This window comes from Streptomyces sp. NPDC052299, from assembly GCF_040679335.1.
In the GTDB taxonomy this organism is placed as follows: domain Bacteria; phylum Actinomycetota; class Actinomycetes; order Streptomycetales; family Streptomycetaceae; genus Streptomyces.
Map to the genome: position 1 here is coordinate 288,417 of NZ_JBFAUP010000005.1, position 20,729 is coordinate 309,145.

Consider the following 20,729-nt stretch of genomic DNA (forward strand, 5'->3'; position numbering starts at 1 on the left):
CGTTGACGTGAGTGAATCCTCTGTACGGACGTCAACGGCAGCCGCCACCGCCGCCTCCCCGGTGGTGCGGCACGACCATCCCGCCCCGGTGCTCGGCACGCTGGGGCTGTTCACCGTGCTGCTGGGCGCGGCCCTTCCCCTGATCGACTTCTTCATCGTCAACGTGGCCCTGCCCACCATCGACCACGACCTGGCGGCGGGCCCGGCCCTGCTGGAACTGGTCGTCGCGGGCTACGGCCTCGCGTACGCCGTGCTGCTGGTCCTCGGCGGGCGGCTCGGTGACATGGCGGGCCGGCGCCGGCTCTTCCTGGCCGGGATCGCGGCCTTCGGGCTCACCTCGCTGGCCTGCGGGCTCGCCCCGACCGCCTGGACCCTGGTCGGGGCGCGGGTGGCGCAGGGCGCGTCGGCCGCGCTGATGCTGCCGCAGGTCCTCGCCACCATCCAGGCGGCCACCTCCGGCCACCGCAGGGCCCGGGCGATGAGCCTGTACGGGGCGACGGCCGGGCTCTCCATGGTCGCGGGCCAGATCCTGGGCGGGGCGCTGGTCGCCGCCGCACCGCTGTCCTCGGTGTTCGGCGAGAGCGCGGGCTGGCGGTCGGTGTTCCTGGTCAACGTGCCCGTCGCGGCGCTGGGTCTGGTGCTGGCGGCGCGCGCGGTCCCGGAGACGCGGGCGGACCGCCCCGCGCCCGTCGACGTACCGGGCACGCTGCTGCTCGCGGTGTCGCTGCTGACGCTGCTGGCCCCGCTCACCGAGGGCCGGGCGGCGGGCTGGCCGCTGTGGACCTGGGTGTCCCTCGCGCTGTTCCCGTTCGCCGCGGCGGCGTTCTACCGGGTGGAGCGGCGGGCGGACCGGCGCGGGCTGATTCCGCTGGTGCCGCCGAGCCTGCTGCGCCTGGAGTCGCTGCGGCGCGGCCTTGCCCTGGTGGTGCCGTTCTCGGTGGGCTTCGGCGGCTTCATGTTCGTCATCGCGGTCGCGCTCCAGCAGGGCCTGGAGCTGGGCCCGGCGCTGTCCGGCCTGTCGATGGCGCCGATGGCGGTGGCCTTCTTCGTGGCCTCGCTGGCCGGTCCCCGGCTGGTGCGGCGGTACGGCAGCCGGGTCGTGACGGCCGGCGGGCTGATCCAGGCGGTGGGCGTGGCGGTGCTCGCGCTCAGCGTGTGGCGGGGCTGGCCGGACCTGGGCATGGCGGGCCTGCTGCCCGGCATGGCGGTCGCCGGTTTCGGTCAGGGCCTCCAACTGCCCGTCATCTTCCGCATCATCCTGTCGGACGTGCCGCCGGAGCGGGCCGGGGTGGGCGGCGGTGTGATGACGACGACCCAGCAGGCGACGCTGACCCTGGGCGTGGCGACGCTCGGCTCGCTGTTCCTGGCCCTGGTGCCGGGGTCGGGGATGCGGGACGCCCTGATCGTGACGCTGCTGGTCCAGCTGGCGGCGGTCGCCCTGACGACCGCGCTGAGCCTGCGGCTGCCGCGCACGGTGGCATAGGGGCGGCGGCCGGAAGCGCGAGGGCCCCGGCGGACGGACCTGGTGGTCCGCCCGCCGGGGCCCTGAGGGCTTGGCGTCAGCTCTGCTCGGGGGCCTCCGGGGCCTGCGCCTCGTCGGCCTCGGCGGTGTCGGGCTCGGTGCCGGCGGCCCGCTCCCGCATCTTGCGGAGCAGCTCCTGCTTCTGGTCGGCGGCCGCCCTGCGGTCGGCGGCCTCTCCGGCGGGGCCGGCACCCTGCGCCCCGGCGCGGGACAGCTTCTTGCGCTGTCCGCCGACGCCGAGGAGGTTGTTGCGGCTCTTGGCCATGGGGTTCTCCCAATGTGTGGTCTCGGTGAGGTCTCTCGCGACCTCGGATCGATCCGGGGGGCGGCGGGTGGTCGGGCCCGCCGCGCTCTCACTCGTAGATCTGGAAGAACGAATACATGGGCAGGACGGTACCCATACCGGGCGCCCGGCTCACCCGGTTTTCCGCTCTCCGGCCTCCGGACGCACGAGGCCCCCGGTTCCGCGGCGGGCGCGGAAGCGGGGGCCTCGTCCAGCGGGTGCGGGCGTCAGCAGCCGAGCAGGCGGGAGGCGAGGTAGCCCTGGATCTGGTCCAGGGAGACGCGCTCCTGCTTCATCGTGTCGCGCTCGCGGACGGTGACCGCGTTGTCGTCCAGGGTGTCGAAGTCGACGGTGACGCAGAACGGCGTACCGATCTCGTCCTGGCGGCGGTAGCGGCGGCCGATGGCGCCGGCGTCGTCGAACTCGATGTTCCAGTTCTGCCGGAGGTCGGCGGCGAGGCCCTTGGCCTTCGGCGAGAGCTGGGGGTTGCGGGAGAGCGGGAGCACCGCGACCTTGACCGGCGCCAGGCGCGGGTCGAGGCGCATCACGGCGCGCTTCTCCATGACGCCCTTGGCGTTCGGCGCCTCGTCCTCGCTGTACGCGTCGAGGAGGAAGGCCAGCAGCGAACGGCCGACACCGGCGGCGGGCTCGATGACGTACGGGGTGTAGCGCTCGCTCTTCTCCTGGTCGAAGAAGGAGAGGTCCGTGCCCGACGCCTTGGAGTGGGCGGTGAGGTCGTAGTCGGTGCGGTTGGCGACGCCCTCCAGCTCGCCCCACTCGCTGCCGCCGAAGCGGAAGCGGTACTCGATGTCAGCGGTGCGCTTGGAGTAGTGGGAGAGCTTCTCCTGCGGGTGCTCGAACCACCGCATGTTCTCCTCGCGCAGGCCGAGACCGGTGTACCAGTTCCAGCGCTGTTCCATCCAGTACTCCTGCCACTGCTCGTCCTCGCCCGGCTTGACGAAGAACTCCATCTCCATCTGCTCGAACTCGCGCGTGCGGAAGATGAAGTTGCCCGGAGTGATCTCGTTGCGGAAGGACTTGCCCATCTGCGCGATGCCGAACGGGGGCTTCTTGCGCGCGGTGGTCAGCACCTGGGAGAAGTTGGTGAAGATGCCCTGGGCGGTCTCGGGGCGCAGATAGGCGACCGAGCCGGAGTCCTGGGTCGGACCGAGGTGCGTGGAGAGCAGGCCGGAGAACTGCTTGGGCTCGGTGAAGGTGCCCTTGTTGCCGCAGTTGGGGCAGTTGAGGTCGGCGAGGCCGTTGGCGGGCGCCTTGCCGTGCTTCTCCTCGTACGCCTCCTCCAGGTGGTCCGCGCGGTAGCGCTTGTGGCAGGAGGTGCACTCGGTCAACGGGTCCGAGAACGTGGCGACGTGGCCGGAGGCCACCCACACCTCGGGGGCCAGGATGACCGACGAGTCGATGCCGACGACGTCCTCGCGCGAGGTGACCATGTAGCGCCACCACTGGCGCTTGAGGTTCTCCTTGAGCTCGACGCCCAGCGGCCCGTAGTCCCAGGCGGCCTTCTGACCACCGTAGATCTCGCTGCAGGGGTAGACGAAGCCACGGCGCTTGCTCAGGCTGACGATGGTGTCGATCTTGTCGGCGGCCACGGTGCTCTCTTCATTACGACGGAACGGGCGGGCGAAGGGCCCAGATTACCGGCGGCGCCTCCCCTTCGATCAAATCGGTACCGGTCCCGTTCGCGAACCCCGCTTGTTGACAATCGTTTCCAGTTTTGTTGAAAATGAGTGTCATGAACATACGCCGCCTCATACCGGCCGTCGCCGTCACCGGCGCGGTCGCGCTCGGCCTCACCGCCGTCACCGCCTGCTCCTCGTCCGACAGCTCCGACCACAAGAGCGACGGCAGGCTGGACGTGGTGGCGTCCTTCTATCCGATGCAGTTCCTGGCCGAGCGCATAGGCGGCGACCACGTCTCGGTCACCACCCTCACCAAGCCCGGCGTGGAGCCCCACGACCTGGAGCTCAGCCCCCGGCAGACCGGCAGGCTCAGCGACGCGGACTTCATCCTCTACCTCAAGGGCCTCCAGCCCGCCGTCGACGAGGCCATCAAGCAGTCCGGCGCCTCCCACACCCTCGACGCCGCGACGCTGACCACGCTGGAGGACCACGGCACCGAGACCGGCGGCGAGGAGCACGGCCACGAGCACGAGGGCGACGAGGCCGGCGCCGACCCGCACATCTGGCTGGACCCGGTGAAGTACACCGAGGTCGCCAAGGGCGTCGGCAAGTCCCTGGAGAAGACCGACCCGGACCACGCCGCGGACTACCGCGAGAACACCGACGCCCTGGTCGAGGAGCTGGGCGCGCTCGACACCGCGTACCGGACCGGGCTGAAGAACACGGCGACGAAGACGTTCATCACCACGCACTCCGCCTTCGGCTACCTCGCCGAGCGCTACGGCCTCACCCAGGAGGGCATCGCCGGCATCGACCCCGAGGCCGAGCCCAGCCCCGCCCGCATCAGCGCCCTGCACTCCATCGCCGAGGAGAAGAACGTCACGACCGTCTTCTTCGAGACGCTCGCCAGTGACAAGACCGCGAAGACCGTCGCCCGCGACACCGGCCTCAAGACCGACGTCCTGGACCCGCTGGAGGGAATCACCGACAGCTCCAAGGGCGATGACTACATCGGGGTCATGAAGTCCAACCTCGCCGCCCTGCGCTCGGCGCTCGGCGCGAAGTGAGCGACGACCCCACCGCACCCGGCGATCCCACCGCACCCGCCGGCCCGAACCGCGCAGCAGCACCGGAGGCGCTCATGCCCGAGCCCCAGTACCCCACCCGCGAACCCGTGATCGCCGTACGCGACGCCACCGCAACGCTGGGCGCGCGCCCCGTGCTGCGCGGCGTCGACCTGACCGTGCGCCCGGGCGAGGTCGTCGCCCTGCTCGGCGCCAACGGCTCCGGCAAGTCCACCGCGGTCCGCTCCGTCATCGGCCAGGTCCCCCTGACCGGCGGCACCGTCGAGCTCTTCGGCACCCCCCTGCGCCGCTTCCGCGACTGGGCCCGGGTCGGCTACGTACCGCAGCGCACCACGGCGGCCGGCGGCGTGCCCGCCACGATCCGCGAGGTCGTCTCCGCCGGGCGGCTCTCCCGCGCCCGGCTGGGCCTCCTCCGCAAGGCCGACCGCGCCGCCGTCGACCGGGCCATCGAGCTCGTCGGCCTCGCCGACCGCGCGAAGGACTCGGTGAACGCCCTCTCCGGCGGCCAGCACCAGCGCGTGCTGATCGCCCGTGCGCTCGCCGCCGAACCGGAGCTCCTGATCATGGACGAGCCGATGGCGGGCGTGGACCTGGCCAGCCAGGAGATCCTGGCCGCCACCCTGCGCGAGCAGGTCGCCGCCGGCGCCACCGTGCTCCTCGTCCTGCACGAGCTGGGCCCGCTGGAGCCCCTGATCGACCGGGCGGTCGTCCTGCGCGACGGCTGCGTCCTGCACGACGGGCCGCCCCCGAAGGCCGTCGGGCAGCACGCGCTGCCCGGCCACGACCACGTACACCCCCACGCGGCTTCCGAGCCCGTCCGGACGGGACTGCTGAGCTGATCATGGAATTCCTCGACCCTCCCTTCATGCAGCGCGCCCTGCTCGCCGCCATGCTGGTCGGCGTCATCGCGCCCGCCGTCGGCATCTATCTCGTGCAGCGCCGGCAGGCCCTGATGGGCGACGGCATCGGCCACATCGCGATGACCGGCGTCGGCCTCGGCTTCCTGCTCTCCACCAGCCCGGTCTGGATGGCCACCGCCGTCGCCGTCGCGGGCGCGGTCGTCATGGAGCTGATCCGCTGGTACGGCCGCACCCGCGGCGACATCGCGCTGGCCATGCTCTTCTACGGGGGCATGGCGGGCGGCGTCCTGCTGATCAACCTCTCCGACACCGGCTCGAACGCCAACCTGACCTCGTACCTCTTCGGCTCGCTGTCCACGGTCTCCTCCGAGGACATCACCGCGATCTCGCTGCTCGCCGCGTTCGTGCTGCTGGTGACGGTGGGGCTGCGGCGGCAGCTGTTCGCCGTCAGCCAGGACGAGGAGTTCGCCCGGGTGACGGGTCTGCCGGTGCGGCTGCTGAACCTGCTCGTCGCGGTCACCGCCGCCGTGACCGTGACGGTCGCGATGCGGGTCGTGGGGCTGCTGCTGGTCAGCGCCCTGATGGTGGTCCCGGTCGCCGCCGCGCAGCAGATCACCCGGTCCTTCAAGGTGACGTTCGTGCTCTCCGTCGTCATCGGCGTCGGCGTCACCCTGTCCGGCACCATCACCTCGTACTACCAGGACGTCCCGCCCGGCGCGACGATCGTGCTGATGGCCATCGGCGTCTTCGTCGTCCTGACGCTGCTCGCGGCCCCGCTCGCCCGCCGCCGCGCCCGGCGCGGCGAGACCGAGGCGGAGCGGTGCACCCTGGAAGTACCGGGGGCCCGCCCGGCACCGGACGACGTCCGAGTCTGAACCCCCGGAAGGGGCGGGCTGGCACAATGGCCCGACAGATGTACGGGCGACACGAGGAGGCTCCTGTGGCGACGGCGCCGATCAGTGGTACGAACGCGGCTCCGGTACGCGGCCGCTCGACCCGGCAGCGCGCGGCCGTCGCGGCGGCGCTGGACGAGGTGGACGAGTTCCGCAGCGCTCAGGAGCTGCACGACGTCCTCAAGCACCGGGGGGACTCCGTCGGCCTGACGACGGTCTACCGCACGCTCCAGTCCCTCGCGGACGCCGGTGAGGTGGACGTCCTGCGCACCACGGAGGGCGAGTCCGTCTACCGGCGCTGCTCGACCGGCGAGCACCACCACCACCTGGTCTGCCGCGTCTGCGGCAAGGCGGTCGAGGTCGAGGGCCCCGTGGTCGAGCAGTGGGCGGAGACCATCGCCAGCCAGCACGGCTTCGTCAACGTGGCGCACACGGTCGAGGTCTTCGGCACCTGCGCGGACTGCGCGGGCGGCGAGAAGTGACGAGCGGGCCGGCGGGGACACCCCCGTCGGCCCTTCCGTTCAGCTCCCCGAGGCCGCGACCTCCTCGGCGCCCCCGAACCGGCGGTCGCGCTGGGCGAATTCCAGACAGGCGCGCCACAGGTCGCGGCGGTCGAAGTCGGGCCACAGCACGTCCTGGAAGACCATCTCGGCGTAAGCGCTCTGCCAGATCAGGTAGTTCGAGGTGCGCTGCTCGCCGCTGGGCCGCACGAAGAGGTCCACGTCCGGCATGTCCGGGTAGTAGATGTACTTCGCGAACGTCTTCTCGTTGACCTTCGACGGGTCGAGCCGCCCGGCGGCGACGTCCTGGGCGATCCGCTGCGCGGCGTCCGCGATCTCGGCCCGGCCGCCGTAGTTGACGCAGAAGTACAGCGTCATCCTGTCGTTGTCCTTGGTCTGCTCCTGGGCGACCTGGAGCTCCTGGACGACGGACTTCCACAGCTTGGGCATGCGCCCCACCCAGCGGATGCGGATGCCGAGCTCGTCCATCTCGTCACGGCGGCGGCGGATGACGTCCCGGTTGAAGTTCATCAGGAACTTCACCTCCTCCGGGGACCGCTTCCAGTTCTCCGTGGAGAAGGCGTACAGCGAGAGGTTCTTGACGCCCATCTCGATGCAGCCCTTGAGCACGTCCATGACGACGCCCTCGCCGACCTTGTGTCCCTCGGTGCGCGGCAGGCCGCGCTCCTTGGCCCAGCGGCCGTTGCCGTCCATCACGATGGCGACGTGCTTGGGCACCAGCTCACCGGGGATCTTCGGGGGCACGGCACCGGACGGGTGCGGCTCCGGGGTCTTGTAGTCGCGCCGGTTACGGCCGCCGAGCATCCCGCGTACTGCCATGAGCTTCAGTCTCCCTGTGTCACTTCTCTACGTACCGCAGTGAACGCAGCCCGCGCTCCAGATGCCAGTGCAGATAGGCGGACACCAGCCCGCTCCCCTCCCTGACATGACGCGCCTCGCACGCGTCCGCCGTCTCCCAGTCGCCGGTGAGCAGGGCGCTCAGCAGGGCGACGGCCTCAGCCGAGGGTACGACGCTGCCGGGCACCCGGCAGTCGCCGCATACGACTCCGCCCGCCGCCACCGAGAAGAAACGGTTGGGGCCCGGCAGTCCGCAGCGGGCGCAGTCGTCGAAGCTGGGGGCGTAGCCGTTGACCGCGAGGGAGCGCAGCAGGAAGGCGTCCAGGATGAGATGCGGCTCGTGCTCCCCCCGGGCCAGCGTGCGCAGCCCGCCCACCAGCAGCAGATACTGCTGGACCGCGGGCTCGCCCTCGTGGTCGGTGAAGCGCTCGGCGGTCTCCAGCATCGCGGTCCCGGCGGTGTAGCGCCCGTAGTCCGTGACGATCCCGCCGCCGTACGGGGCGATCGTCTCGCTCTGGGTGCACAGCGGCAGCCCGCGCCCGACCAGCTCGCTGCCCCGCGCGAAGAACTGCACGTCCACGTGGGAGAACGGTTCGAGACGGGCGCCGAACTTCGACTTGGTGCGCCGCACCCCGCGTGCGACGGCCCGCACCCGGCCGTGGCCCCGGGTCAGTATCGTGATGATCCGGTCGGCCTCGCCCAGCTTCTGCGTGCGCAGCACCACGCCGTCGTCCCGGAACAAGCTCATGCGTCCCATTGTCCGGTACGCCACCGACACCCGGGGCCCGCCCCTGCGAGGCGGCCCGGTCAGCCGCCCCCGGCGGGCACCACGAGCCCCGACTCGTAGGCGGCGATGACCAGCTGGGCCCGGTCCCGGGCGCCCAGCTTGCCCATGATCCGGCTGACGTGGGTCTTGGCGGTGAGCGGGCTGAGGCCCAGGCTCTCGGCGATCCCGGTGTTGTTGAGGCCGCGCGCGACCAGGGCCAGCACCTGGCACTCCCGCTCGGAGAGCATGCCGAGGCCCTCGGGCCCGGGCCCGGCGGGAGCGCTCGGAGCGCTGAGCACCCGGGCGATGAGGCGGGCGGTCGGGCCGGGCGACAGCAGGGAGTCCCCGGCCGCGACGGTCCTGATCGCGGCCAGCAGGTCGGCGGGCCGGGTGTCCTTGACCAGGAAGCCGGAGGCACCGGCGCGCAGCGCCTCGACGATGTGGTCGTCGGTGTCGTAGGTCGTGAGGACCAGCACCTTCACCCCGGCCAGGTCCTCGTCGGCGGCGATCCGGCGGGTGGCCTCGATGCCGTCGAGCTCCGGCATCCGGATGTCCATGACGACGAGGTCGGCCCGGGCCGAGCGGGCGAGCGCGACCGCTTCCAGACCGGTGGCGGCCTCGCCGACCACCTCCATCTCCGGATCGGAGCCGACGAGCATCGCGAAGGCCGCCCGGACGAGCGTCTGATCGTCCGCGAGCAGTACCCGGATCATGAGGTGGTCTCCGTCTCCCGTGCCGATACGTGTTCACGCGCGTCCGTGCCTCGTCCGTCCGGCCGGTTTCCCGGGGGCTCGGCCGGGAGGGGCAGCAGGGCCGACACCTCGAAGCCGCCGCCGGGGCGGGGGCCCGCCGTGAGGGTGCCGCCCGTGGAGCGGGCGCGTTCCCGCATTCCGACGATCCCGAACCCGGACGCGGTGCCGTCCTCCACCGGACCGGTGCCGTCGTCGGTGACCGTGACCCGCAGCGCCCCGGCCGCCGGGGCGACGACGACGCGCACCCGGACCCCGGCGCCCGCGTGGCGCACCGCGTTGGTCAGGGACTCCTGGACGATCCGGTAGGCGGCCGCCCCGACGGCCGGCACGAGGCGGCCCGGCGGGACGCCGGTGTCGAGCTCGACCCGCGCCCCGGCCGCCTCGGCGGCCCGTACGAGGCCGGGCAGGGCGGCCAGGTCCGGCAGCGGGCCCTCGGCGTCCGCTCCGTCGCCGTCCGGGCCGGTGGAGCGCAGCACCTGGAGGGTGGTCCGGAGCTCCGCCCTGGCCTCCCGGCAGGTGTCGGCGATGTCGTCCAGCGCGGCGGCCACGGCCCGCCGGTCGAGCCGTTCCGGGTCGACGGTCAGGATGTGCGAGGCGACCGAGGTCCGCACCCCGATGACGGTGATGCTGTGCGCGAGGAGGTCGTGCAGATCGCGGGCGATCCGCAGCCGCTCCTCCGCGACCCGGCGGGCCGCCTCCTCCTCCCTGGTCCGCTCGGCACGTTCGGCGCGCTCCAGCACCGAGGCGACGTACTGGCGGTAGATGCGCACGTCGACCCCGCAGAACAGCACCGCGACGATCCACCCGGAGATCCGCAGCAGTTCGAGCCCGTCGTGCGCGCTGAGGGCGAGGACCACCGTCACCATCACGGAGGTGACGCCGATGCCGACGGCCAGGGTGCGCAGCGGGCGGCCGGTGACGGCCACCGTGTAGAGCACGATCCAGGTCTGCGGCATCGGCGCCGTGTGGAGGTTGTCGGCGCCGTGGTAGAGCGCCAGCAGCGGCACCATGGCGAGCAGGACCCGCACCGGGGCGCGCCGCCGCCACACGAGCGGTACGGTGCTGCCCAGGAGCAGGGCCCAGCCCGCCGCCCCCATACTCCCGGCGCCCCCGGCGGCCAGCGCGAGGACGGTGGAGAGCACCGCGGCGGCCGCGGCGATCAGGGCGTCGTTGCGCGTCCGGTGCGGCGCCTGCATCGGGTCGCGGTTGACGACGGCCAGGATGCGGTCGCGGCGGCTCGTGGCGGGGGTGTGGGCTGGGGGCACGTCGCCATCCTCGGGTACGGGGCGGGGCGCTGTCACGGGGCCGCTACGAGTTCCGGTTCGCGGGGCTCGGCGGCGGGGGCGGGGGCGGGGCGGCTGAGCGCACCGGGCCACCAGATCCTGCGCTGGAGCGCCACGCTCGCCGATGTCACCAGGTAGGTGCGGACCAGGAAGGTGTCGAGGAGGACGCCGACGGCGATCACGAAGCCCATCTCGACCAGGGCCGTCATCGGCATGTTCACCAGGACGGCGAAGGTGGCGGCGAGTACGAGCCCGGCCGACGCGATGACCCCGCCGGTGGTGCGCAGGCCGGTGAGCGCCGCCTCGGTGGGCTCCGCGCCGCGCCTGGCCTCCTCGCGGACCCGGTGCATCAGGAAGATGCCGTAGTCGACGCCCAGGGCCACCAGGAAGACGAAGGAGAGCAGGGGCAGCCCGGGGTCGGTTCCCTCGAGGCCGAGGAGCGGTCCGAAGAGCAGTCCGCCGATGCCGAGGGACGCGCCCCAGACCGCGACGACGGCGGCGACGAGCAGCAGGGGCGCGACGAGGCTGCGCAGGAGGGCGATCAGGATGAGGAGGACGGAGAGCAGGACGAGCGGGACTATGGTCCTCAGGTCCCGGGTGCCGGCCTTCTCCAGGTCCATCTGCTGGGCGCTGGGCCCGCCGACGTGGCTGCCGGGAAGGCGTTCGCGCAGGGCGAGGATGGTGGCCCGCTCGGCGGCCGATTCCGGGGCGGCCTCCGGGGTGACGGAGAGCTCGGTCCAGCCGCCGCCGCTGCGGCCGCGCTCGGCGGCCACGACTCCGTCGGTGGTACGGGCCAGGGCCAGCGCGCCCGGGACCTCGTCGGTGGGCGTGGTCACGATGACGGGCCGGCTGGAGCGGCCGGGGTAGGCGTCGGCGAGGGTCCTCATCGCGGTGACCGAATCCGGCTTCGTGGTGAAGGAGTCCTCCAACTTGAGGTTGCCGGGCAGCTGGAACACCCCGAGCGACAGCGCGCCCAGCAGCACCCCGCCGGTGACGAGGACCGCGACCGGACGGCGCCCGGCGGAGCCGCCCATGGCCGCGAAGAGCGAACGACGGCGGCGCGGCTCGGAACCGTACACGGGCACGAGCGGCCAGAAGACCCGGCGCCCCAGCAGGACCAGAACGGCCGGCAGCAGCGTCAGCATCGCCAGGAGGGCGCACAGCACGCCCACGGCCGCGATCGGGCCCATCCCCCGGCTGCTGGTGAGGTCGGCGGCCAGCAGGCACAGCAGTCCCGCGGCGACGGTCCCGGAGGAGGCGAGGACGGCCGGTCCGCAGCCGCGCAGCGCCGCCGCCATCGCGTCGCCGGGGTCTTCGGCGCGGGTCAGCTCCTCGCGGTAGCGCGAGACGAGCAGCAGGGCGTAGTCGGTTCCGGCGCCGAAGACGAGGATGGTCATCACGGCGGAGCTCTGGCCGGTGACGGTGACGTCGAAGCCCTGGTTCATCGCGTGGACGACGGCCATGGACAAGGCGTCGGCGAGGCCCGCGACGACGAGCGGCACCAGCCACAGCAGCGGGCTGCGGTAGATGAGGATCAGCAGCAGCGCCACGACGCCGACGGTCGTGTAGAGCAGCGGTCCGCCCAGCGAGCCGTAGACCTTCTTCGCGTCCACGTCCATCGCCCCGGGCCCGCCGACCTCGACGCCCAGCCCCCCGCCGCCGCGCACGGTCTCGCGGACGTCGTCCACGAACGCGGAGCGGGCCTCGTCGTCCTGGCCCGGCTCCGTCGTGGAGACCGGGTACATCAGCGTGGTGCCGTCCTTCGAGGGCACGGCGCGCGGGGGCGCGGTGAGGGTGTGGCCGCTCGCCACTTCGGCGGTCTGCCGGGCCGCGAGCGCCCGGTCGGCGGCGGTGAGGCCGCCGTCGCGGTGGTAGACGAGGACGAGGTCGGTGGACTCGCCGCCGGGCAGGACGTCCTGGATCTTCGCGACCTGGGTGGAGTCGGCGCTCGCCGGGAGGTAGTCGACGGCCCGGTTGACCTGTACGTCCCCCAGTTTGCCCGCGAACGGTCCGGCGACGGCCATGACGGCGGCCCAGAGGGCGACGACCGCCCAGGGCAGCAGCCGCCACCGGCTCACCGTTCGTGTGCGTCTGCCGCTGTCCTGTTCCTCGGTCCTCATGGGAGGCCCCCTTCCGTACGGGTGTCCGGTCGTGTCCAGACTCCCGTCGGGGCGGGGGAACTTCGTCGCGCCAGGGGCCGAATTCCCGGCTACTGCAGGGGTGGGCGCGGCGGGCCCGTTACTCCCTGGGGAGTACCGGGCGGGGTGGATCAGGAGGGCGTACGCGCCGCCTCGGCGAGCAGCCGGGCGGTGTCCTCGGCGCGCAGCCTCAGCGCCCCGCCGACGGTGGTCAGCACCTCGCGCTCGGCGGTGCTGTACGCGCCGTCGGCGAGGGCGATCCGGGCGCCCTGGAGCAGAATCGATTCGCGCCCGGTGGGGGCGAGGTGCGGGGCGAGCGGTTCCAGCGCCTCGTGCAGCTCGATGGCGAGGGCCGCGCCGCACGCCTCGGCCGCCGGGTCGAACGCGGAACCCTGGCCGATGTCGGCGGAGAGCACCTCGACCACGGTGGCGAGCTGCTCGGGCGTGCAGTCCTCGAACCCGGCGCCGCGCACGGTCTCGGCGGCGCTCTCCAGGACCGTACGGGAGGTGCTGCCGCCTGCCGCGAGGACGCCGAGCGCCACGGTGTGCACGGCGTCCCTGAGCATCGCGGAGAAGCGGGTGGTGGTGGGGTGGTCGAGCGCTTCCGGGTCGAAGTGCTGGTGGCAGGCGGCGCATTCGACCACCGGGTCCGTGGTGCCGCGCCGCAGCAGGGGCACGCCCAGCACGGCGAAGCGGCGACGGCCGGTGAGGCGGCGGTAGTTGCGGTCACCGCCGCAGCCGGGGCAGAAGAACTCCCCGTCCCCGGTGGTGTCCCACAGCGTACGGATGCCGCAGATACGCAGCTTCATGGCGCGTTGTCCCAGGGCTGACCGCACGTCGCACACCTCCGTAACACTCCGGCAACACTGCCGTGTCGACGTGATGTTAACCACATCCCCGTGGTGCCGTCAGCACCCCGCCTGTCACAACCGCCAGGAAATTGGCCGAACCCCGCCCCCCGGAAACGGGTGGGCGGGGTTCGTGGACCGTACGACTCCGGGCCCTTTCGGGCGCCGGGTCAGCGGGTGGCGCGGTTGACGGCGGAGACGACCGCCTTCAGGGACGCGCGGGTGGTGTTGGCGTCGATGCCGATGCCCCACAGCACCTTTCCGTCGATGGCGCACTCGATGTACGAGGCCGCCTGCGCGCTCGCGCCCTCGCTCATGGTGTGCTCGGTGTAGTCCAGCAGCCGGGCGTCGATGCCGATGGCCTGCAGCGCTTCGAAGAACGCGGAGATCGGGCCGTTGCCGGTGCCGGTCAGCAGGGTGTCGGCGCCGTCCACGGTCGCCTCGACGGTGATCGTGTCGCGGCCGTCGGAGCCGGTCGTGCTCTGGCCGGAGCGGATCTGGACGCGGCCCCAGGCGTTGTCCGGGTTGGGCAGGTACTCGTCCTGGAAGACGCTCCAGATCTGCGTCGGCGTGACCTCGCCGCCCTCGGCGTCGGTCTTGGCCTGAATGATCCGGGAGAACTCGATCTGCATCCGGCGGGGCAGGTCCAGCTTGTGGTCGTTCTTCAGGACGTACGCGATGCCGCCCTTGCCGGACTGCGAGTTGACGCGGATGACCGCCTCGTAGGAGCGGCCGACGTCCTTCGGGTCGATCGGCAGGTACGGAACCGCCCACTCGATGTCGTCCACGGTCTTGCCCTGGGCGGCCGCGTCGGCCTCCATGGCGTCGAAGCCCTTCTTGATGGCGTCCTGGTGGGAGCCGGAGAAGGCGGTGTAGACCAGGTCGCCCGCGTAGGGGTGGCGCGGGTGGACCTCCATCTGGTTGCAGTACTCGCTGGTGCGGCGGATCTCATCGATCTGCGAGAAGTCGATCTGCGGGTCGACGCCCTGCGAGAACAGGTTCATGCCCAGGGTCACCAGGTCGACGTTGCCGGTCCGCTCGCCCTGGCCGAACAGGCAGCCCTCGATCCGGTCCGCCCCGGCCATCAGGGCCAGCTCGGCAGCGGCGACGGCGGTACCGCGGTCGTTGTGCGGGTGGACGGACAGGCAGACGAACTCGCGGCGCGACAGGTTGCGCGACATCCACTCGAACCGGTCCGCGTGCGTGGACGGCGTCGAACGCTCCACGGTGGCGGGCAGGTTCAGGATGATCTCGCGCCCCTCCTCGGGCTGCCAGACGTCACAGACCGCCTCGCAGACCTCCAGGGCGAAGTCCAGCTCGGTGTCGGTGAAGATCTCGGGGCTGTACTGGTAGCCGAAGATCGTCTCGTCGCCCAGGATCTTGTCGGCGTACTCCATGACCAGCCGGGTGCCGTCCACCGCGATCTGCTTGACCTCCTCGCGGGAGCCGCGGAAGACCACGCGGCGGAAGGTCGGGGCGGTCGCGTTGTACAGGTGGACGGTGGCCCGGCGCGCGCCGCGCAGCGACTCCACGGTCCGCTCGATCAGTTCCTCGCGGGCCTGCGTCAGGACGGAGATCGTCACGTCCTCGGGGATCGCGCCCTCTTCGATGATGGAGCGGACGAAGGCGAAGTCGGTCTCGCCGGAGGACGGGAAGCCGACCTCGATCTCCTTGTAGCCCATGCGTACGAGCAGGTCGAACATCTCGCGCTTGCGGGCCGGCGACATCGGGTCGATCAGGGCCTGGTTGCCGTCACGCAGGTCGGTGGAGAGCCAGCGGGGCGCCTTCGTGATGCGCTTCTCGGGCCAGGTGCGGTCGGGGATGTCGACTGCCTCGTAGCGGCCGTACTTGTGGACCGGCATCCCGGACGGCTTCTGCAGCACCGTGGCGTTGGTGATCGGCGTGGGCCGGCCGACGGCGTGCGAGGCGGGGGTCTGGGCGGGGTTCACTTCGGTCATGGCGCAGGGCTCCTCGGGTGTCCTTCTCCGGGACGGCCGACTGTGTTACTGCAACACCAGACTCCGCGGGGAGGGGGTCGGCCTCGACTACAGGCCCTCGCCGCGGCAGCTAAGAAGAAGCAGCCCGAAACGCATGATGCGTCGAGACTAGCCGAGGGGCGCCCGAGACGTGGGTGCCGTTTCAGTATGCGGGATCGGCAGCCGCCCTTACCCGTACGGGACGGCCTAAACGCCCAACAGTGACCAATCACTCCATTTCATCAACCGCGGTTGCAACCAGTGACTTGATGCTCACTTACTGCCACAGTCGTAGGTATGCAGCCTCGTTCACAGCAGGGGTTCCACCCCGTCTTCTGCACCATCGTCCCGCCCCACGTCCTCGACAAGCTGTCCCAGTCCGACGACCCCGTCCTCGCCGATCCGGCCCGCCGCACCCTGGAGGCCGACGCGGCCCGCCGCACCCGGCGCCAGGTGACGACCGCCGCCCGGCCCACCACCCCCGCCGAGCCGGACGACGAGGGCGCCACCAAGCCCCGCCGCACGCTCTACGACTGCCGCCACGGCACGGACCTGCCGGGCACCAAGGTCCGCGGCGAGGGGGAGAAGCCCACGAAGGACGCCAGCGTCAACCGCGCGTACGCCGGCCTGGGCGCCACCTTCGATCTCCTGCTCACCGCCTACGGCCGACGCTCCATCGACGGCCAGGGACTCCCGCTGATCGGGTCCGTCCACTACGACGAGAAGTACAACAACGCCTTCTGGGACGGCGAACAGATGGTCTTCGGAGACGGGGACGGGGAGATCTTCCTCGACTTCACCGTCGCCCTCGACGTGATCGCCCACGAGCTGGCCCACGGCCTCACGCAGTACACGGCCAACCTGAGCTACTACGGCCAGTCCGGCGCGCTCAACGAGTCGGTCTCGGACGTCTTCGGCTCCCTCGTGAAGCAGTACTCCCTGGGGCAGACCGCCGACCAGGCGGACTGGCTGATCGGCGAGGGGCTGCTCGCGCCCCGGGTCCAGGGCGTGGCGCTGCGCTCGATGAAGGCGCCCGGCACCGCGTACGACGACGACGTGCTCGGCAAGGACCCCCAGCCGGCGTCGATGGACGACTACGTCCACACCGGCGACGACAACGGCGGGGTCCACCTCAACTCCGGCATCCCCAACCGCGCGTTCTACCTCCTGGCCACCGCGCTCGGCGGCAATTCCTGGGAGCGGGCGGGCCAGCTCTGGTTCGATGTGCTCACAGGTGGTGAACTTGCGGTGGACGCGGAGTTCGCGGACTTCGCCCGGCTGACCGTGGCGGCGGCGCGCAGCCGCTTCGGCGAGGGCGACGAGGTGGAGGCCGTCCTCAAGGCATGGTCGGAGGTGGGCGTTCCGACCGACTGAAGCGTTTCCCCGGGAGGGACATCACATGCGGATCCGGGTGAGCAGGACCGGCGGCTTCGCCGGCATCGCGCTCCACCGCGAGGTCGACACCTCCGGGCGGGCCGATGCCCAGGAGTGGGAGGCCCTGGCCGGCTCGGCGCTCGCCGACGGCCAGGCCGCCGCGCCGCGGGGCGTCCCGGACGGCTTCAGCTACCGGATAACGGTCGACGGTACGACCGTGCACTGCGCGGACCCCCGCCTGAGCGAGGCCCAGCGCGCCCTGATCTCACGCGTCCTGAAGGAGGGCGCGTGAGACGGGGCGGAGCGTGAAGGACGGCTCAGAACCCGAGCTTCCGCAGTTGCTTCGGGTCGCGCTGCCAGTCCTTGGCGACCTTGACGTGCAGGTCGAGGTAGACGGGAGTGCCGAGCAGGGCCTCGATGTGCTTGCGGGACTTCGTGCCGACGTCCTTCAGCCGCTTGCCCTTCGGGCCGATGATGATGCCCTTCTGACTCGGGCGCTCGATGTAGACGTTGGCGTGGATGTCCAGCAGCGGCTTGTCCGCCGGCCGGTCCTCGCGCGGCAGCATCTCCTCCACGACGACCGCGATGGAGTGCGGCAGCTCGTCGCGCACGCCTTCGAGGGCCGCCTCGCGGATCAGCTCCGCGACCATCACCATCTCCGGCTCGTCGGTGAGGTCGCCCTCGGGGTAGAGCGGCGGGCCCTCGGGCAGGAGCGGGGCGATCAGGTCGGAGAGCAGGTCGACCTGCTGGTCCTTGACGGCCGAGACCGGGATGATCTCCGCCCACTCGAAGCCCAGCTCCTCGCCGAGCCGGGAGACGGCCAGCAGCTGTTCGGCGAGCTGCTTGGAGTCGACCAGGTCGGTCTTGGTGATGATCGCGATCTTGGGCGTCTTCCTGATGCCCGCGAGCTCCTTGACGATGTACTTGTCGCCGGGGCCGAGCTTCTGGTCGGCGGGCAGGCAGAAGCCGATCACGTCGACCTCGGCCCAGGTGGTGCGCACGACGTCGTTCAGCCGCTCCCCCAGCAGGGTGCGCGGCTTGTGGAGCCCGGGGGTGTCGACCAGGATCAGCTGGGCGTCCGGCCGGTGCACGATGCCGCGCACGGTGTGCCGGGTCGTCTGCGGCCGGTTGGAGGTGATGGCCACCTTCCGCCCGACCAGAGCGTTCGTCAGGGTGGACTTGCCCGCGTTGGGGCGGCCCACGAAGCAGGCGAAGCCGGCCCGGTGGGGGGCGGGGTTCTCGGCCTGCCGCGCGGCGGCTTCAGGGTTAGGTCGAACGCTCATGGCGCCCATTGTCCCCGATCCCGGGAGCGCCGGGGCACCGAGGCGTCCGCGACGGCCTCCGGGCCCGGGCCGGACGGCCCCGGGCCCCGCCCCGTACGCGGTCAGCCGGCCGTGACGCTGAGCCGGAGCTGTCCGTCAGGACCGGCGAGCAGCACCGGTGTGCCGGCCCCGCCCAGGTCCCGTACGGCGGCCCGGTCCTCGTCGGAGGGGGCGTCCGCCTCGGAGACGATCGCGGCGGCCTCCAGGGACTTCGCCCCACTGGCCACCGCCATCGCGACGGCCGTCCGCAGCGCGCTGAGCTTCAGCGACTCCAGCTCCACGGTCCCGGCCACATAGGTGCGTCCGGTCTCGTCCCGGACGGCCGCGCCCTCGGGGACGCCGTTGCGGGCGCGGGCGCTGCGCGCCAGGGTGACGATCTTGCGGTCCTCGGCGCCGAGGTCGGTGGTGCCGGTGCTCTCAGTCATGTGCCGAGCATACGAAGCCCGGCGCGGACCGGGGCGGGCGGGAGCCCCGGCCGGGTGCGCCTCAGGGGCGGTCGAGCCGCAGCCGCTCGGCCTTCGGCAGCCCGGCCACCACCAGGTCGTAGCTGTCCTCGATCAGCTCGCGCAGCTTGGCGTCGGGCAGTCCGGAGACGGTGACGGTGTTCCAGTGGCGCTTGTTCATGTGCCAGCCGGGCACCACCGCCTCGTACTCCTCGCGCAGCCGCACCGCCTCGTCGGGGTCGCACTTGAGGTTCACCGTCAGTGGCCGGGCGTCCAGCGCGCTGAGCGCGAACATCTTGCCGAGCACCTTGAAGACGGACGCCTCGGGCCCGAACGGGAACTCCTCGGCGCTCGCGTTGAAGCTCAGGCAGAAGGCCCTCAGCTGCTGCGGGGTCATTCCGGCGTCTCCTCCTCCTCGGGAGCCACCGGCTCCACCAGCACCGTGACGATCTTGTTGCGCCGGCCCGCCGGGGACTCCGCGGTCAGCCTCAGCCGCCGCCCGTCGGGCAGTTCGACCTCCGAGGACGCGCCGGCGATCGGAACCCGGCCCAGCGCCTTCGCGAGGAGCCCGCCGACCGTCTCCACGTCCTCGTCGTCGTATTCGTCCAGGCCGAACAGCTCGCCGAGGTCGCCGATGTCGAGCCGGGCGGTGACCCGGAAGCAGCCGTTCTCCAGCTCCTGGACGGGCGGCAGCTCACGGTCGTACTCGTCGGTGATCTCGCCGACGATCTCTTCCAGGATGTCCTCGATGGTGACGATGCCCGCCGTGCCGCCGTACTCGTCGATCACGACGGCGACGTGGCTGCGTTCCTGCTGCATCTCGCGCAGCAGGTCGCCTGCGTTCTTCGTGTCCGGCACGAACGAGGCGGGGCGCATCGCGGTGGAGACAGGATCGGCCTCCGAGTCCCGGTTGATGTGCGTCTTGCGGACCAGGTCCTTGAGGTAGACGATCCCGACGACGTCGTCCTCGTTCTCGCCGGTGACCGGTATCCGGGAGAAGCCGGAGCGCAGGGCGAGGGTGAGCGCCTGACGGATCGTCTTGTAGCGCTCGATGCAGACGAGGTCGGTGCGCGGGACCATCACCTCGCGCACGAGCGTGTCGCCGAGCTCGAAGACGGAGTGCACCATGCGGCGCTCCTCGTCCTCGATCAGTGACTCCTGCTCGGCGAGGTCCACCATGGCCCGCAGCTCGGCCTCGCTGGCGAACGGGCCCTTGCGGAATCCCTTGCCGGGCGTCAGCGCGTTGCCGATGAGGATCAGCAGCTGCGGGATGGGCCCCATGATCCGGGCCAGCGGCAGCAGCACGTACGCCGAGGCGGTCGCCGTGTTCAGCGGGTGCTGGCGGCCGATGGTGCGCGGGGAGACGCCGATCGCGACGTAGGAGACGAGGACCATCACGCCGATGGCGACGGCCAGCGCCTCCCAGGTCTCCGGGAACTCCTTGAGGCAGGCGTAGGTGACGAGCACCCCGGCGGCCATCTCGCAGGCCACCCGCACCAGCAGCGCGACGTTGAGATAGCGCGTCGGGTCGGCCGCGACCTGTTCCAGTTTGGCGCTGCCGCGCCGGCCCGAGCGGACCGCCTCGGCGGCCCGGAAGCTCGACGTACGGGCGATGCCCGCCTCGGCGCAGGCCGCCAGCCAGCCGACGACCAGCAGCAGGACGACGCCGAAGATCAGTGGCAGGCTCACGAGACGGTCGGGGCGGGGGACGGACCGGTCAGCCCGCGCTCATCGCGCCAGCCGTCCACGATGGCCGCCTGTAGGCCGAACATCTCGGCCTTCTCGTCCGGCTCCTCGTGGTCGTAGCCCAGCAGGTGCAGCACCCCGTGGACGGTGAGCAGCTGGAGCTCCTCGTCCATGGAGTGCTGGGTCTCGGCTTCCTCGCCCTGCCTCTTGGCGACCTCGGGGCAGAGCACGATGTCACCGAGGAGCCCCTGCGGAGGCTCCTCGTCGTCCTTGGCCGGCGGACGCAGCTCGTCCATCGGGAAGGACATGACATCGGTCGGGCCCGGGAGGTCCATCCACTGGATGTGCAGCTGCTCCATGGCCGCGGAGTCCACCACGATCACCGAGAGCTCGGAGAGCGGGTGGATCCGCATGCGCGCGAGCGCGTAGCGGGCGATGTCGAGGATCGCCTGCTCGTCGACCTCGGTTCCGGACTCGTTGTTGACGTCGATCGACATGGT

Annotated in this window: 21 protein-coding genes; 7 read left to right on the top strand and 14 right to left on the bottom strand. The window is 71.8% G+C overall.

All coding sequences use genetic code 11. From position 1 onward, the window contains the following. Positions 1–61: 61 nt before the first annotated feature. Positions 62–1,483 carry an MFS transporter gene (locus AB0L33_RS11210; RefSeq protein WP_365680142.1) on the top strand — a complete coding sequence of 474 codons (1,422 nt, stop codon included), beginning with the start codon at positions 62–64 and terminating at the stop codon, positions 1,481–1,483. A 76-nt stretch (positions 1,484–1,559) separates the two neighbouring features. Here the strand turns inward: AB0L33_RS11210 and AB0L33_RS11215 are convergent, their stop codons facing one another. Both AB0L33_RS11215 and AB0L33_RS11220 read right to left on the bottom strand, forming a co-directional pair. Next, the gene (locus AB0L33_RS11215; RefSeq protein ID WP_365679936.1) at positions 1,560–1,787 is read right to left on the bottom strand and encodes a DUF6243 family protein; all 228 of its coding nucleotides are present in this window, start codon (positions 1,785–1,787) and stop codon (positions 1,560–1,562) included. A gap of 245 nt (positions 1,788–2,032) precedes the next feature. Next, positions 2,033–3,415: a glycine--tRNA ligase gene (locus tag AB0L33_RS11220; protein ID WP_365679938.1), complete on the bottom strand. Its 1,383-nt coding sequence runs from the start codon at positions 3,413–3,415 to the stop codon at positions 2,033–2,035. A 143-nt stretch (positions 3,416–3,558) separates the two neighbouring features. On the opposite strand from AB0L33_RS11220, the gene AB0L33_RS11225 reads away from it, so the two are divergent. The 4 genes from AB0L33_RS11225 (at position 3,559) to AB0L33_RS11240 (ending at position 6,765) form a co-directional block, all read left to right on the top strand. Beyond that, entirely contained in the window at positions 3,559–4,512 is a 954-nt protein-coding gene (locus AB0L33_RS11225) for a metal ABC transporter substrate-binding protein (protein ID WP_365679941.1), read from the top strand. Between the two features lie 74 nt (positions 4,513–4,586). Continuing rightward, positions 4,587–5,369 carry a metal ABC transporter ATP-binding protein gene (locus tag AB0L33_RS11230; RefSeq protein ID WP_365679943.1) on the top strand — a complete coding sequence of 261 codons (783 nt, stop codon included), beginning with the start codon at positions 4,587–4,589 and terminating at the stop codon, positions 5,367–5,369. 2 nt (positions 5,370–5,371) lie between these two features. Continuing rightward, positions 5,372–6,265, top strand: a complete 894-nt coding sequence (locus tag AB0L33_RS11235; RefSeq protein WP_365679945.1) for a metal ABC transporter permease — start codon at positions 5,372–5,374, stop codon at positions 6,263–6,265. Between the two features lie 65 nt (positions 6,266–6,330). Beyond that, positions 6,331–6,765 (top strand): Fur family transcriptional regulator, encoded by a 435-nt coding sequence (locus AB0L33_RS11240; protein WP_365679946.1) that lies wholly within the window; start codon positions 6,331–6,333, stop codon positions 6,763–6,765. 39 nt (positions 6,766–6,804) lie between these two features. Here the strand turns inward: AB0L33_RS11240 and AB0L33_RS11245 are convergent, their stop codons facing one another. The 7 genes from AB0L33_RS11245 to leuA form a co-directional block, all read right to left on the bottom strand. Beyond that, the gene (locus tag AB0L33_RS11245; RefSeq protein WP_073965271.1) at positions 6,805–7,623 is read right to left on the bottom strand and encodes an isoprenyl transferase; all 819 of its coding nucleotides are present in this window, start codon (positions 7,621–7,623) and stop codon (positions 6,805–6,807) included. Between the two features lie 19 nt (positions 7,624–7,642). Then, a complete protein-coding gene (gene recO, locus AB0L33_RS11250; protein WP_073965270.1) occupies positions 7,643–8,389 on the bottom strand; it encodes a DNA repair protein RecO in 747 nt (248 codons plus the stop codon). A 59-nt stretch (positions 8,390–8,448) separates the two neighbouring features. After that, positions 8,449–9,120 carry a response regulator transcription factor gene (locus tag AB0L33_RS11255; protein ID WP_365679949.1) on the bottom strand — a complete coding sequence of 224 codons (672 nt, stop codon included), beginning with the start codon at positions 9,118–9,120 and terminating at the stop codon, positions 8,449–8,451. After that, positions 9,117–10,424, bottom strand: a complete 1,308-nt coding sequence (locus AB0L33_RS11260) for a histidine kinase (RefSeq protein WP_365679951.1) — start codon at positions 10,422–10,424, stop codon at positions 9,117–9,119. Before AB0L33_RS11260 ends, AB0L33_RS11255 begins: the two co-directional genes overlap by 4 nt. A gap of 32 nt (positions 10,425–10,456) precedes the next feature. Further along, positions 10,457–12,562 carry an MMPL family transporter gene (locus AB0L33_RS11265; protein WP_365679953.1) on the bottom strand — a complete coding sequence of 702 codons (2,106 nt, stop codon included), beginning with the start codon at positions 12,560–12,562 and terminating at the stop codon, positions 10,457–10,459. Between the two features lie 149 nt (positions 12,563–12,711). Continuing rightward, positions 12,712–13,389: a TerB family tellurite resistance protein gene (locus tag AB0L33_RS11270; RefSeq protein WP_361018401.1), complete on the bottom strand. Its 678-nt coding sequence runs from the start codon at positions 13,387–13,389 to the stop codon at positions 12,712–12,714. 209 nt (positions 13,390–13,598) lie between these two features. After that, positions 13,599–15,386: a 2-isopropylmalate synthase gene (gene leuA / locus AB0L33_RS11275; protein WP_365679955.1), complete on the bottom strand. Its 1,788-nt coding sequence runs from the start codon at positions 15,384–15,386 to the stop codon at positions 13,599–13,601. A gap of 315 nt (positions 15,387–15,701) precedes the next feature. Here leuA and AB0L33_RS11280 point away from each other — a divergent pair, with 315 nt between their 5' ends. Together AB0L33_RS11280 and AB0L33_RS11285 are read left to right on the top strand one after the other, a co-directional pair. Continuing rightward, positions 15,702–16,778, top strand: a complete 1,077-nt coding sequence (locus AB0L33_RS11280) for a M4 family metallopeptidase (protein ID WP_365679956.1) — start codon at positions 15,702–15,704, stop codon at positions 16,776–16,778. A 25-nt stretch (positions 16,779–16,803) separates the two neighbouring features. Next, positions 16,804–17,070, top strand: a complete 267-nt coding sequence (locus tag AB0L33_RS11285) for a protealysin inhibitor emfourin (protein WP_365679957.1) — start codon at positions 16,804–16,806, stop codon at positions 17,068–17,070. 25 nt (positions 17,071–17,095) lie between these two features. Here AB0L33_RS11285 and era read toward each other — a convergent pair whose 3' ends face one another. The 5 genes from era to ybeY all read right to left on the bottom strand — a co-directional run bounded on the left by era (position 17,096) and on the right by ybeY (position 20,726). Then, positions 17,096–18,070 (bottom strand): GTPase Era, encoded by a 975-nt coding sequence (gene era / locus AB0L33_RS11290; protein ID WP_365679958.1) that lies wholly within the window; start codon positions 18,068–18,070, stop codon positions 17,096–17,098. A gap of 92 nt (positions 18,071–18,162) precedes the next feature. Then, positions 18,163–18,525, bottom strand: coding sequence for a cytidine deaminase (locus tag AB0L33_RS11295; protein WP_018103262.1), 363 nt, complete (start codon positions 18,523–18,525; stop codon positions 18,163–18,165). A gap of 61 nt (positions 18,526–18,586) precedes the next feature. Continuing rightward, a complete protein-coding gene (locus AB0L33_RS11300) occupies positions 18,587–18,940 on the bottom strand; it encodes an MmcQ/YjbR family DNA-binding protein (RefSeq protein WP_265544456.1) in 354 nt (117 codons plus the stop codon). Further along, complete coding sequence (locus tag AB0L33_RS11305) at positions 18,937–20,232, bottom strand: hemolysin family protein (protein ID WP_365679959.1); 1,296 nt, start codon at positions 20,230–20,232, stop codon at positions 18,937–18,939. Before AB0L33_RS11305 ends, AB0L33_RS11300 begins: the two co-directional genes overlap by 4 nt. Continuing rightward, the gene (ybeY, locus tag AB0L33_RS11310) at positions 20,229–20,726 is read right to left on the bottom strand and encodes an rRNA maturation RNase YbeY (protein ID WP_365679960.1); all 498 of its coding nucleotides are present in this window, start codon (positions 20,724–20,726) and stop codon (positions 20,229–20,231) included. The genes AB0L33_RS11305 and ybeY overlap by 4 nt, the downstream gene beginning before the upstream one ends. Positions 20,727–20,729: the final 3 nt, after the last annotated feature.

Coding starts and splice junctions, on each gene's coding strand:
- AB0L33_RS11215 (WP_365679936.1), bottom strand. CDS start 1,787: ATGGCCAAGAGCCGCAACAACCTCCTCGGCGTCGGCGGACAGCGCAAG.
- AB0L33_RS11225 (WP_365679941.1), top strand. CDS start 3,559: ATGAACATACGCCGCCTCATACCGGCCGTCGCCGTCACCGGCGCGGTC.
- AB0L33_RS11230 (WP_365679943.1), top strand. CDS start 4,587: ATGCCCGAGCCCCAGTACCCCACCCGCGAACCCGTGATCGCCGTACGC.
- AB0L33_RS11235 (WP_365679945.1), top strand. CDS start 5,372: ATGGAATTCCTCGACCCTCCCTTCATGCAGCGCGCCCTGCTCGCCGCC.
- AB0L33_RS11245 (WP_073965271.1), bottom strand. CDS start 7,623: ATGGCAGTACGCGGGATGCTCGGCGGCCGTAACCGGCGCGACTACAAG.
- recO (WP_073965270.1), bottom strand. CDS start 8,389: ATGAGCTTGTTCCGGGACGACGGCGTGGTGCTGCGCACGCAGAAGCTG.
- AB0L33_RS11255 (WP_365679949.1), bottom strand. CDS start 9,120: ATGATCCGGGTACTGCTCGCGGACGATCAGACGCTCGTCCGGGCGGCC.
- AB0L33_RS11265 (WP_365679953.1), bottom strand. CDS start 12,562: ATGAGGACCGAGGAACAGGACAGCGGCAGACGCACACGAACGGTGAGC.
- AB0L33_RS11270 (WP_361018401.1), bottom strand. CDS start 13,389: ATGAAGCTGCGTATCTGCGGCATCCGTACGCTGTGGGACACCACCGGG.
- leuA (WP_365679955.1), bottom strand. CDS start 15,386: ATGACCGAAGTGAACCCCGCCCAGACCCCCGCCTCGCACGCCGTCGGC.
- AB0L33_RS11280 (WP_365679956.1), top strand. CDS start 15,702: ATGCAGCCTCGTTCACAGCAGGGGTTCCACCCCGTCTTCTGCACCATC.
- AB0L33_RS11285 (WP_365679957.1), top strand. CDS start 16,804: ATGCGGATCCGGGTGAGCAGGACCGGCGGCTTCGCCGGCATCGCGCTC.
- era (WP_365679958.1), bottom strand. CDS start 18,070: ATGGGCGCCATGAGCGTTCGACCTAACCCTGAAGCCGCCGCGCGGCAG.
- AB0L33_RS11295 (WP_018103262.1), bottom strand. CDS start 18,525: ATGACTGAGAGCACCGGCACCACCGACCTCGGCGCCGAGGACCGCAAG.
- AB0L33_RS11300 (WP_265544456.1), bottom strand. CDS start 18,940: ATGACCCCGCAGCAGCTGAGGGCCTTCTGCCTGAGCTTCAACGCGAGC.
- ybeY (WP_365679960.1), bottom strand. CDS start 20,726: ATGTCGATCGACGTCAACAACGAGTCCGGAACCGAGGTCGACGAGCAG.